Below are 13738 nucleotides of genomic sequence, written 5' to 3' on the forward strand. Positions count from 1 at the left end.
AAGAAGAGTTCGTCGATGCGCTTGAAGAGCAGTCTTGGGATCTATTTGTTGCCCGCGAAAAAGAAGCTGACTTTGATATAAACCAAGCCCTAGTGCATATACGCCAAAAAGACCGCGATTTGCCCTTTATCGTCTTAAGTGATGCTTATGACGATGAGCAGCTGGTTAAGCACATGAAAGCCGGCGCAAAAGATGTCGTACCTTTCGAAAATGATAAACACATAGTCGTCGTACTGCGACGAGAGTTAGAGAGTCGAGCCGATCGTAAAAAGTTGCGTTTAATGGAAGCAAAAATTCGCGATGCAGAGCACCGCTGTGAATTGTTACTCGATAGCTCAAAAGATGCCATTGCTTATATCAGTGATGGTATGCACATCTATGCCAACAGCTCCTATATGCAGTTCCTTGGCTACGATGATATCGATGAAATGATCTGCATTCCTGTGCTTGATACCTTTAATTCAGAATCACAAAGCAGCTTCAAAGAGCTATCTAAGCCTTTTTCAGATAACCCGCAAGCCGAAAAGACCGAAGCAACAACCTGCATATCCATTCGTGAAGATGGTACTGAAATTAGCGCAACCATGAGCCTTTCCGCTGCAACTTACGACGGCGAAGACTGCCTACAAATTATTATCCGTCCAGAGCATGACAATGAAGAACTTGCGGAAAAGATAAAAGAACTCAGCCAACAGGATCTGCTAACAGGTTTATATAACCGCCAATACTTTATGGAACAACTGCACGATGCAAAAGAATGTGCGGTAAATAATAGTACGCATGCAGGCGTACTTTACCTGGCCATCGATAACTTTCAGAAGATAAAAACCAATTTTGGCATGGCTGATGCCGACCTGGTACTACGCGACCTGGCTCATGTTATTGATAGCAACCGAAAGAGCGACCATCACCTGGCTCGATTAAGCGACGATGTTTTTGGCCTAATATGCCCGGCACAAAATGGAGATGATGCCGTTGAAGTCGCCCAAGCTTATGGTCAGGCTGTTGAAGATCACTTATTTGAGGTCGATGGAAAAACAATTCAGATAACACTTAGTACTGGTGTCACTTTGATAACTGAGAATGCCCCCGCCATCAATGATATTCTAGGTAGAGCTCAAACGGCGTCTCAAGAACTCGCTTCTCAGGACAACGCTGAAGAGATAAATGGAGTCAAACTGTACACGATTCAAACTGATAAGCCTTTAGATGACCATGACATGGCAATGGAGCTGATTCAGGATGCAATCGACAATGACAAATTCAAGCTGCTCTTCCAACCGATTATCAGCTTGAGAGGCGAAGGGGATGAGAACTACGAAGCCTTTATTCGCATGCTGAATGAAGAGGGCGAGGAAATTTCACCCTATGACTTCCTGCCACCAAGCGGCCCAAGTAATATGGCCAGCAAAATCGACAAATGGGTTATCTTACAAACAATTAAACACTTAAGTGAACATAGATCAAAAGGTCATGACACCAAACTCTTTATTAACCTGACCAGCGAGACGCTACAAGATCAAACCTTCACCTCATGGCTGAATGTAGCGCTGAAAGCCGCTCGCCTACCTGGCGACTCTTTAATTTTCCAGATATCGGAAAACAACGCTATCACTTACATGAAACAAGCAAAAGAGTTTGCCAAAGGTATCAGCACCCTACACTGTAAAATGTCGATCAATCAGTTCGGCCATGCCTTAAAACCTTTCAACCTTCTGAAACACTTAAGCCCAGAATACATCAAGCTTGAAGGTTCCTTTACTCAAGATATGCAAAAGGGTGAAGATTCAAAAGAACAGGCTAAAGAAATGATTCAGACCTTACAGTCCATGGGTAAACTCACTATCGTGCCGCTGGTAGAGAGTGCAGCCCTGCTATCAACTTTGTGGCAAGCGGGCGTCAACTATATTCAGGGTTACTACCTGCAAGCACCCTCTACAGAAATGAACTACGACTTTAGCGAAGAAAACTAATTGGAAAGCTTATTTCTCTTTCAGTTTGGCCAACTCCCAGAGCTGGTCTAGTTGAGTTAAGGGCACCTCGCTCACAGAAGTGCCCTGATTGCCCAATTGCTCCTCGATAAATTGAAAGCGCGAAGTAAACTTATCATTGGTAAGCTGAAGCGCATCTTGAGGAAGTACACCTAGAAAGCGCGATAGATTCAAGCAGCTGAAAAGCAAGTCACCAAACTCAGCTCGAATTTCAGGCCTTTTAAAAAGGTCTTCAGCCGTGCTTGTCTTACACTGCGCTTTCGCTTTTATGACTTCCTGCTTAAGCTCGTCCAGTTCTTCAGCTATTTTATCAAAAACTGGCTCTATTTCAGGCCAATCAAAGCCGTGCTTAGCTGCGCGCGCTTGAATATCCAAAGCCTGGCTCAGTACTCCATCTTTATTGGAAGCACCTTCTAGAATACTATCCTGAGCCTTTTTAACTTTCTCTGAAGACACCAAAGCTCCTTAGTTACGTTTTCTGCGAGCATCAATAATATTGGGTAATTGCTTGATCTTGGCTAGGGCTTGCCCAAGACTCGCCAAGCTCGACACATCCATTGCAATGGTAATGGTCGCAATATTTTCTTGTGGGTCAGAGTATGAATTCACGCCCGTTACATTGACCTTCTCGTTAGCTAGTACAATCGTTATATCCCGAAGCAGGCCTTCTCGGTCATAGGCTTGAATCTCAATACCCACACCATAGGCTGCATCGGCTTCATAGCCCCAGGAAACTTCTATAATACGATTTGGCTCCAAGTCTTCAAGCTGGAGCAAATTCATACAATCCTGTCGGTGTATCGAGACGCCTCGTCCAACTGTTATATAACCCGTAATTGGGTCTCCTGGCACAGGCTGGCAACACTTCGCCATAGTTGTTAGTAAGCGCCCAACGCCCTTGATCTTGATATCATCTCGCCCAGCACTATTCGCCGCTTTCTGCTGTGGTGCACCAAGACGAAGATCCAATTGCTGTTCTTTAGGCTGCAGAATTTTCTGAGCAACATTCGCTATATGCGTTGGCTTCACGTCTCCTGCACCAATCGCCGCAAATAGGTCATCCACCTTATTGAACTGAGTTTGTTCCACAAGTTCCGAGTAATGGATATCGCCAATAGACAAGCGCTTAAGCTCATCCTCCAGAAGTATTCGGCCATCAGTGATATTCTGAGATCGATTCTGTTGCTTAAACCAATGAACCAGCTTGGCTCGTGAGCGCGAGGTCTGAATATAGCCTAAACTCGGATTTAACCAGTCACGGCTCGGCGAAGCCTGGTTAGAGGTTAGAATATGAATCTGCTCGCCAGTTCGAAGCGGGTAAGTTAACGGCACGATACGACCATTTACTTTAGCACCACGACAAGCATGGCCCACCTCAGTATGAACACGGTAAGCAAAATCTACCGGCGTTGCGCCATTTGGCAAATCAACAACATGGCCATCAGGTGTAAATACGTAAATACGGTCTTCACCAACGTCTGAGCTTAGCTGGTTTGCAATTTCCGAGGCATCACCCACCTCCTCTTGCCATTCCAGTACTTGTCTAAGCCAGTTGATCTTTTCCTCATACCCTGAAGATCGACTTTTAACATCGGTACCTTTATAGCGCCAGTGAGCACAAACTCCCAGTTCGGCTTCCTCGTGCATTTCCCTCGTACGGATCTGCACTTCCATGACCTTTCCTTCTGGCCCAATGACAGCTGTGTGCAAAGAGCGATAGCCATTTTCTTTCGGGTTAGCAATATAGTCATCAAATTCGTAAGGAATATGCTTCCACAAGGAATGCACAACACCTAGTACCGAATAACAGTCTTGTACACTGGGCACCAGAATTCTAAAAGCTCGAATATCGTAAATTTCAGAAAAATCTAGATTCTTACGGCGCATTTTTCGCCAGATGCTATAGATGTGTTTACTTCGGCCAGCGACTTCGCCGCGGATGTGGGCATTCTCTAATTCAAGCTCAAGTTTTTCAGTCATTCTTTTTACAAAAGAATCCCGGTCAACTCGGCGCTCATCCAGCAATTTCGCTATCTTTTTATAGGCTGAAGTGTGTAAGTAGCGAAAAGACAGGTCTTCGAGCTCCCACTTGATATAGCCTATACCTAAGCGATGTGCCAAAGGCGCATAAATATCAAAGACTTCTCGTGCAACACGCTGACGTTTTTCGGAGTTCGCGTCTTTAACCGCTCGAATTGCGCAAGTTCGCTCTGCCAACTTGATGAGTACGACGCGCACATCATCAATCATGGTCACAAGCATTTTCCGGACGTTATCAATCTGCCCTTGAGTCTGACCTAAAACCATACCTTTAAATGGACGATGTGTTGCAGAGATCGCTGCCATTCGCGCAACACCTTCGATCAACTTGGCAGTTTCTCCGCCAAATTTTTTCGATACTTGCTCCAGCGGCAATTTACCTTCGCGGACAGCTCGATAAAGTATTGCTGCAATGATAGCTGTCTGATCCAATTCCAACTCGATCAGAATCTGAGCCATCTCCAAACCAATTACAAAACTATTGTGCTCTTTTGCCCAGACTCGATCTTCCTGGACCGATTTCTGCTCGATTTCAAGGCTAGTTTCACAGGCCTGGCGTACTGTCTCGATATTACCCAACTCGGTAATTGAACTGATTTTATCAAGCCATTGATCAATGGCGGCTTCGCCATCGAAATCCTCAATGTAATCTTCGCGAACCTTAACCATAAAACTACCTGTTTATTATTCTTAGCCTACTTACTATCGAAAACAGCTATCGACTCTAAATGCTCAGTATGGGGAAACATATCCAAAACCCCTGCCTGCATCAGACGATACCCTTGCTGCACCAAGATCCCCGCGTCACGCGCTAATGTAGCCGGGTTGCATGATATATAAACTATTCGTTTTGCCCCAAACTGCCTAATATTGCTCACGATATCCAAAGCACCTGCTCTAGGCGGGTCGATCAAAATCTTATCATAAACTCCCTTCGTCCAAGCTTGAGCCGAGAAGTCACTGTATAGGTTACTTTCATAAAAAGTGACATTTTCGATATCATTAGCTTGTGCATTAAACAAGCCTCTTTCCACCATATCCTGACTGCCTTCAACCCCAACAACTTCCTTAGCGCACTTTGCCATTGCCAAAGTAAAATTACCCAGTCCTGAAAACAGATCCAGAGCACGCTCATCAGATTTAAGTTCAAGTAGCTGCAGCGCGAGTAGAACCATCTTCTGATTCACACCAAGGTTGATTTGCGTAAAATCTTTTGGGTGGAATTGTAAGGCTAAATTTTGCTTCAATACCCGCAAATTATAGGACAAGTTAGCTTGGCCTTCTTCTCGGCACTCATTTTCCGGCCACAACTGCTGAATACTGGAAATGTCCCCTGCTTGCAGAAACACCGTCCACTTCTGCTCCTTCGCAAGGTTTCTAAGCATTTCCAAGTCACTCTGCTCAAGAGGCTTCACATGCCGAATCAACACGCCTATTCCCTCACGACTCAAGGACAGTTCCAGGTGGCCAAGTGCTTTATGCACCGAGATTGAAGCAACAAGTTCTTTAAGTACGGGTAAGGCACTTGAAAGCTCACTAGCCATAATTGGGCAAGAATCTATATCTAATGTCTCTTTGGAGGCTTTTTTACGAAAGCCAATTCGAAGCCCTTCTCCTTTTCGGCCATAGTCGACACTGAGCCGGACACGCGAACGATAACCCCACGGCTCACTCTCGACAAGCGGCAACCATTGTTGCGGAGCCAAATCCCCAAAGTGCTTAAGCTGGTCAGCCAATACAGTTTGTTTATGCGCCAGTTGAGCTTTATGCCCCATATGTTGGAGGCTGCAGCCACCACAAGTTCCATAATATGAGCATACAGCTTCAACACGTTGATCTGAAGCTTGCATCACTTTCACCGCAGCCAGCTCATCATATTTAGCACGATGAGCCAAGACCTCAGCCAAAACAGTCTCACCGGGCAAGGCATAATGCACAAATTGCGTTTTGCCTTTATTTTTGGCGATACCTCGCCCCTCATGACTGAGAGACAGAATTTGACACTGAAGCAAGCCACTATCAGAGCTATCAACATCGTTGGCGAGGTTCTTGGACTCCAGGCTCACTTTCACCCGAGCTTCCTGCTTCGAATCTTTAAGTTCACGCTCAAGTGATTTTTTTTGCTTTTTAGACTGCTCACGCAGCTTAGTTCTATGCTTAGAAAAAATATTTGCCATAGTTACACGCTACCGAGCCACCTGCTCACGAAAAAACACCTGTTGAAAGGTAACGATCTCCACGGTCACAGATAATGGCGACGATCACCGCATTTTCAAGCTTGGCTGACAAGCGCAAAGCTGCAGCCACGGCTCCGCCTGAGGACACACCGCAAAAAATACCTTCCTGTGCGGCAAGGGCCTTCATTGTTCTTTCCGCTTCATCTTGCCCCATCTCGACCACTTCATCGACTCGTGAGCGATCAAAAATACTCGGCAGATACTCTTCAGGCCAGCGACGAATACCGGGAATTGCCGCATTTTCTGCAGGTTGCAAACCCACTATCTTGATATCTGGGTTCTTTTCTTTCAGAAACCTGGAGTTTCCCATAATGGTACCTGTCGTTCCCATGGCACTGACAAAGTGAGTAATTTTTCCATGAGTTTGCTCCCAGATTTCAGGCCCCGTCCCGCAATAATGAGCCAAGGGGTTGTCATCGTTCGCGAACTGGTCGAGGACAATGCCCTTGCCTTCGGCCGCCATTGACTGCGCCAGGTCACGAGCGCCCTCCATACCTTCTTCTTTGCTAACATAGAGCATTTGTGCACCGTAAGCTTCCATTGAGGCCTTCCGTTCCATGCTAGCGTTGTCTGGCATAATCAGGATCATCTTGTAGCCCTTGATTGCCGCAGCCATCGCTAAAGCAATCCCCGTATTGCCACTCGTTGCTTCGATTAAGGTATCACCGGGCTTTATCTGCCCTTTTTCCTCTGCCCTCTGAATCATACTTAAAGCAGGCCTATCCTTCACCGAACCTGCAGGGTTATTACCCTCAAGTTTGACTAGCAGGATATTAGTTGTCTGACCAGGTAAACGCTGTAACCTGACGAGGGGGGTATTTCCAACATAGTCTTCAATCGTAGGAAATTCGTTTTTTGCATCACTCATTGGGAGTAAAATTCCTGTTCAATATTCTGTTTACAGAGTATGTATTAATTCAATGCGCCCAGTCTAGAATGCCTAATTCACAGACAAGACAATAAAACGACACTAGATCAAATTAGCACCGTTTAATCATACTAATTTCTGTAAAGCTTGCTATGGCAGTCCATCGTACAATTGTCCATAATACATAGTTCATGATATACCACACGGCCTGACAAAGCCTTATATTATATAAGTTTAAATCCATGAAACCTATCAAGCTCAAGTCTCGCATCGCACTGATTGCCTCCTTGCCTCTAGTATTAATATTTCTTGGCTTAGGCCTAGTATTAGCCGACCACAGGCTAAATGTCGTTGAAAAACAGTTTTTCCAACAGCTAAGTCTATTAACCCAGACCAGCGCCAGCATCACAGCTCAACACTTGCGAAACAAAGCCACGCAAAAAGATGATGAAAAGCAATCAGAACTAAACGATCTGAATAAATACTTTGACACGCTACTTGCTTCCCCCCTTATCGAATCGATTACGCTACTCAATTCAAATCATAAGGTCTTAAAACACCGAGGCACTCAGCTATCCGCACGACTTAACCCAACAACCTTTCCCACAGTCAGCCCAAAAATTATCGAGACAGGCAATGAAAACATTTTCGTCATACCGCTGAATACTGAAAAGCGCTCAGCCACTCTTTCATCTTTGACTCAAAGTAGACTAAAAAAACAAGTTGGCCCAAGCACCTATCAACAGGAACAGAGTAAGGCATGGTTATTAATCAACACCAACCGGGGCTCCATGAACCAAGAAATCGGCAACACAGTCATGAAGGCTATCTGGTTAATGTTAGTCGGCGCAATCCTTTGCTATTTCTCTGTGCGTTTTTTGATTAAACAAATAATAGCGCCAATTAAAGAAATTGGGCTGCATTTAGGTAAGCTGGCTGACGGCAATTCCGACATACACATTCAAACTGTTTTCCCTAGCGAACTTAACCAGCTGGCTCACAGCGCTAATCAGTTAGGTGAGCGCTTGAGCCAAACTCAATCTGACATGACGCAAGAAATTGAACAAACTACAGAAGACTTGCGAGAAACTCTCGAAACAATTGAAATTCAGAACGTAGAGCTCGATATAGCGAGGAAGCAGGCTGTTTTGGCAAACCGAACCAAGTCAGAATTTTTAGCCAATATGAGTCATGAAATTAGAACACCACTGAACGGCATTATTGGTTTCACCAACCTCTTACTTAAAAGCAACCTGAACAAACGACAAATAGACCACCTTAGTACAATCAAAAAGTCTTCAGAAATTCTGCTACTAATCATAAATGATATTCTCGACTTCTCAAAAATAGAAGCCGGTAAGCTATTGCTAGAAAAGGGTACCATTGAATTTCGGGAGCTTATCGATGACGTGGTTGCTATGCTTGCACCGACGGCTCACGCCAAGAATCTGGAGTTGGTTCACCTACATTACCAAGACGTCCCCAGGGCCATTATTGGCGATCCTCTGCGCATCAAACAAGTTGTCACCAACCTGGTCAATAATGCAATCAAGTTTACCCAGGCTGGTGAAGTCTTAGTCAGGGTGATGTTAGCCGATGACGAAAATGACCTCAGCCGCGAGTCTGTCAAAGTGTCAGTGACCGATACAGGCGTTGGTTTGTCTCGCGCCCAACAACACTCGATTTTTAACGCCTTTTCCCAAGCTGACGCCACAACTGCGAGAAACTTTGGCGGCACAGGTTTAGGGCTCGCGATATCCAAGAACCTAATTGAGCAAATGGATGGTGAAATTGGCTTTGAGAGTGAGCTTGGCAAAGGCTCTACATTCTGGTTTACCTTACCCATAGAAAAACCAGGCAACGAGCTTGAACAGCTCCCAACCCAAGAGCAGCTAAGAGGCAGCCATATAATATGCTACGAACCCAAAGGGTCCGCCAGACTTGCAATAGAGCATATGTTCAACTCCTGGGGTGTAGACTACCAGTTTGCCGAAAGCAAATTACAACTGATAACCCTGGCAAAAGTTGCTGAGACCCAGAAAGATCATCGCCGACTAACCTTGGTGAGTCTGGATAAAAGCCAGTTAGGCGTCCCTGAATACACCTCGATCATGCAAACCCTTCAATCACTAGGTCAACGAGTTTTGCTCATTACGCCGACCCTAGAAGACTACGATACCGAAGCCATTCAAAGCGCCAGCGCACACTTGGTGAAGCCGCTCACCCGACAGCGTTTTTACAATGAGCTATGCGAACTAAGCATGGAAAACTACACTAAAAAAAGCATCTTGAAAAAGCTCACAACCCCTATTTCAACGCCTATTAAAAAAGATAGACAACCAATTCTTGTCGTGGATGATAATGATATCAACTTATCGTTAGTGGTCTCAATTCTGGAAAGCATGGGGATACAAGCAGAGTCCGCTAATGACGGCTTTGAAGCAATCAGCAAATGTCAGGAGACCTCGTACAAGCTTATTTTTATGGATATTCAGATGCCAGGAATGGATGGTGTTGAAGCGATGAAGCGCATCCGGCAGATTAATCAGCAGTATAAAACAGCAACGATCATTGCACTGACTGCCTACGCCCTTCCCGAAGAACAACAAACCTTTCTCAACCAGGGTTTTCAAACACTTATCACCAAACCAATTGATGAAGAAAAGCTCAGTAAAACAATCACAGAATATCTTCCCGAGCTAGCCAGTGACCTAGGTCAGAAGCAAGCTACTACGTCTATGCCTGCATCGCCCAAAGACAATAGCCCAGTTCACTTACCGGAAACAAATAATACCACCCCAGACCCTCGTCAATCTCAGGCTATTCATTCATCACACACGCCAATTAAAATCATCGATATAGAAGAAGGCGTGAGTTTGTGTAACGGTAACCAAGATCTTGCGGAAACTTTCTTAAAAAAGTTTTTGGAAAGCTTACCAGGTGAAAAAGAACGAATTGAGCAGCTATTCCAAAACAATCAGCTCGAACTACTTGAAGAGTCTGTCCACAAATTACATGGCGCCTGCCATTATTGTGGCGTTCCAAAGTTAAGAAAAACAGTAAAAGATACCGAACATGCTTTAAAAACTTACGAGCGACAGTTGGATACATACATAAATGAGCTTCTCGAAGACATTCAGCGAGTTCTTGATACGGCTAATGAATTGAAGCTAATCCCCTCTTGAGTCACCAGCTAAGCGCTATGCGGATCACACTCTGAAACATAGGCGCTTTTTTAAAAGCCTCGAATTAGATATATTAACTCGGTTAACTCAACCCGAAAGGATTATTAACTTTGGATGCGAGCTATGATCAAGCTCCGAATGTGTAAGTGCATCCAAGTTCAACGATATGGAATACGTTAGAGCTACTAACGTAATTTGCTAAAAAGGTTAATGCAGCTTATGTCCTCACGTCGCTCTCCGCTCCCCAAAACCATTTCGATTATGGTTTTCCTATTTTTGCTAGGCACCCTACAAGCATGCGGACTCCCCGAAGAACAAGGTGGCACTGATGGTAGTTCCAGCGATTTAGATTCTGATAGCGATACCGCACGAGACCCAGATTTAACCCTCGGAAAAACTCTGATAATCAACGCAGAACGACTAGACGGTTCAACAGACCTAAGCCTAGGTCAAATATCCTTAGTTTCACTAAATGCCGACTTCAACGAAACCTCTGACGGCAACCTCCCCACCTGGGACGTAACGAGACTTGAGGACTCCAGCAACATCCAAATGTTTATCGAGTCCGATTACATTGAACAAATTAACCACGTAATAAAAATCCGCTATAGTGACGATGAAATTTATTACGCAGCCATCCCTTACATCCCAATCGCGGTTAATTCTACTGCACAAGTTACCACTAATATTTTTACTCATTACCTACTCAAAAAGGTATTTGATCAAATTCCCGACTCTAGCGCTTTGTTAACTCACCAACCTTGTCTTACCGATAACCCTGTGATTGGCTGTGATAACCAACCTAGAGCTAAGCAAGACTACTTATCAATGATAAATAATGCTGTTGGCGAGTTTAACTTCGAACTTTCCAACAACAATAATATTTCACAGGCAATAGAAACCTTGGAACAACAAGACGAAATTCGTCACTATGTGGAAGCTGCTGCGACAGAGTTAACCAGAGCAACGAGCCCTTTCGCAAAAGGTACAATGCGCGAAGTGACTGGCCTGGGTTTCGATGAAAATGGCGACGTTTTCTCTACACCTCCACCTTTGCCAAAAACTTATAACAGTGCATTTCTTGCCCTCTCTTTAAGCGATATCAACGCAACTAATAGGAGCGTAGAATCCATTGGCTTTGCTGCATCCAATTCAACCATCGTCGAAAACAGGGAGCTAGCCAATGAACTGCCCGCTTACCCCAAATATCAAAGCACCACCTATTTAACGGACTTACGCCGCGAGTCAGCGCTATTTATCGATATCCCTTATGAACGCACAAGCCTAACCGTGAGAGATATTAACGACAGCGATATTGACCGATCTGAGCCAATCAACGCTTATGCTTCAGCCTCTACGCCCGACTCTTTCTTAAGTAGGGAAGGCAACATATTGGAAGCACGTACATTAAGCCCATCTCAACCGGGTGATGTGACTGATACAAAAGATGTCGCGTGGCAATACGAACCTATTTTCGCCAAGCTCTACCAAGTAAACGAATATGAACCAGACTCGGTTTACTCACCTGTCGAGGAAGAGGAAGATATTGATTATGGAAACGAACCAACTTGGCTAACTGGTGGCAACTTTAGCAAAGCCGCGAACTACATTGTCAAAAATCCAAATACTGAAGATGAAGAATTAGGAGACCAGATCGAAGATATCAATCTTTTTTCATGGGAAGTACACGCTCAGCAAACACCTAGCACTTTTTCCACCAGCTTACTTAATGGCAAAAGCTACGGAGTAATATCCTTCTCTCAGAAGCTCAATGATACAGATAAAATAATAGAAATCTTTGGCGAAACAATGATTTGGAATGCATCTGGTAGTTTTTTCAGCCTGGAGCAGCCTATTAATAACCCCCACTATAGAAGCCATACCCTAGCTCGTCTCGCCAACAACAACTCACAGTCATTGACAACGCAAAGAGGAATTATTGAGGACTCACGCAGATTCTTTAGTGAACTGAGCGAAGTATCAGACCCAAGCAGCGAGACAGGCATTTCAGAGGTAAATAGAGGTATATTGAAGCTCGATGGTGGTCTCGAAGCACCTATTGGTCACGCGACAGAAAGCGGAAGTCATTTTGCGTTTTCCTTCAACACCTCTGATACAACTGTGACTACTGATCGTGGGACAGGAATTATTCTCGGCGTTGAGCTAGAGGAAGTAAGCAGCCCAATCTTTCCCGATACCGACGATGTAATACAGTTTACCTATCATATACAAGGTAATAGCATGACTATTTTGGACGAAACAAACAGTCTACAAAATCTGAACGGATCAACTCTGCATATTACCGATAGACTAAATGCAGGTTCAAGCAATGACTGTCATGCCACACTGCAATTATCGAGAATCTACGTTACTCATACCCTGACCAGCAACCCAGAGACGAACTCCCTCAGCTCTCCGAATCAAGACTCTCAAGCGTCGGTAGAAAGTGACACTTGCCGTGTTACCTTTAACGAGATTGAAATTAGCTTTGCTGATGTGTTGGGGCAAGCTTTAACATTAAAGGGATTTATATCAAAATCTGACGACAGCGCGACTCCAGGGAATCTCCTAACTTTATTATGGCTACAGGAAAACAGCATTGGTTTAGTACTTGCTGGCAAAGATCAGATATTAAAACCAGGCTTCGAATAAAGCCTGGTCGAGAGTAAAATGAAAGACGATATAAACGAAAAAAAGCTAACTAGTAAAATCAAATCTGCCTTCAGCTCCCTTTCTCAGGAAGCTATTACTCACGCACTAATTTTGTATTACACCCTACGCGAACCAAACACTCCAGCATGGGTAAAAACGGTTATTCTCGGAACGCTCGGCTACTTCATTAGCCTTATTGACGGGATTCCTGACTTAACCCCCGTTCTTGGCTACACCGATGACATATCTGTAATGGCTGCGGCAATCGCCACGCTGTCTCGATACATCACACCTGAAATCAAAGCGAAAGCTAAACATAAAACTGATGCTTTCTTTCCAGCTAAAAAAACTGATCAAAAGAAGACTTCAACTGAAGCGCCACCCGATAAACCAGAACAGTAAGCATGAGCACTATCCTCCCACCTATTGCCACCACCTTATTTGCACTATACAGCCAGATTAAATAGATAATGCAGCACCATATTTACATGCGTACGCTGTAATCTTGTACTTGTAGGTGTCTCTCGATAAAATTTTACTAAAATACTATGAGGGGTATATATGCTCAGCTTTCTTCCTGGCCCAGTTAAAGGGGCTATTATTCTGATTTTAGTTATTCTGAACACTTTGCTCTGGATGCCTATTTTAGTCGTTGGCGCTCTGCTTAAGATCATCATTCCCATCAATATCGTCAAAAAAATTGTGACTAAAACCCTTATTGCCTGTGCAACAAACTGGGTTTCTATGAACAACTTTTTTATGGCA

The 13738-nt window shown here is 44.4% G+C and carries 8 protein-coding genes and 1 pseudogene; 5 read left to right on the top strand and 4 right to left on the bottom strand.

The features are described from left to right. On the top strand, positions 1–1973 hold a 1973-nt coding region (locus A3766_RS07935; protein WP_068642053.1), incomplete at its 5' end, for an EAL domain-containing protein. Between the two features lie 9 nt (positions 1974–1982). On the opposite strand, the gene A3766_RS07940 is transcribed toward A3766_RS07935, so the two are convergent. The 4 genes from A3766_RS07940 to cysM are packed head-to-tail and all read right to left on the bottom strand — an operon-like array spanning position 1983 to position 7136. Then, complete coding sequence (locus tag A3766_RS07940) at positions 1983–2447, bottom strand: MazG nucleotide pyrophosphohydrolase domain-containing protein (protein WP_068642055.1); 465 nt, start codon at positions 2445–2447, stop codon at positions 1983–1985. A gap of 9 nt (positions 2448–2456) precedes the next feature. Continuing rightward, complete coding sequence (gene relA / locus A3766_RS07945; RefSeq protein WP_068509962.1) at positions 2457–4700, bottom strand: GTP diphosphokinase; 2244 nt, start codon at positions 4698–4700, stop codon at positions 2457–2459. Positions 4701–4726: 26 nt separating this feature from the next. Next, positions 4727–6208 (bottom strand): 23S rRNA (uracil(1939)-C(5))-methyltransferase RlmD, encoded by a 1482-nt coding sequence (gene rlmD, locus A3766_RS07950; protein WP_082865187.1) that lies wholly within the window; start codon positions 6206–6208, stop codon positions 4727–4729. A 25-nt stretch (positions 6209–6233) separates the two neighbouring features. Then, positions 6234–7136: a cysteine synthase CysM gene (gene cysM, locus A3766_RS07955; protein WP_068509959.1), complete on the bottom strand. Its 903-nt coding sequence runs from the start codon at positions 7134–7136 to the stop codon at positions 6234–6236. A 242-nt stretch (positions 7137–7378) separates the two neighbouring features. Here cysM and A3766_RS07960 point away from each other — a divergent pair, with 242 nt between their 5' ends. The 4 genes and pseudogenes from A3766_RS07960 to A3766_RS31935 form a co-directional block, all read left to right on the top strand. After that, positions 7379–10321 carry a hybrid sensor histidine kinase/response regulator gene (locus A3766_RS07960; protein WP_068509957.1) on the top strand — a complete coding sequence of 981 codons (2943 nt, stop codon included), beginning with the start codon at positions 7379–7381 and terminating at the stop codon, positions 10319–10321. A gap of 219 nt (positions 10322–10540) precedes the next feature. Then, the gene (locus tag A3766_RS07965; protein ID WP_156490395.1) at positions 10541–12973 is read left to right on the top strand and encodes a hypothetical protein; all 2433 of its coding nucleotides are present in this window, start codon (positions 10541–10543) and stop codon (positions 12971–12973) included. An 18-nt stretch (positions 12974–12991) separates the two neighbouring features. Beyond that, positions 12992–13375, top strand: coding sequence for a YkvA family protein (locus tag A3766_RS07970; protein ID WP_068507569.1), 384 nt, complete (start codon positions 12992–12994; stop codon positions 13373–13375). 159 nt (positions 13376–13534) lie between these two features. Next, positions 13535–13738, top strand: a pseudogene (locus A3766_RS31935) (acyltransferase); the annotation flags it as partial.

The organism is Oleiphilus sp. HI0132 (assembly GCF_001635845.1).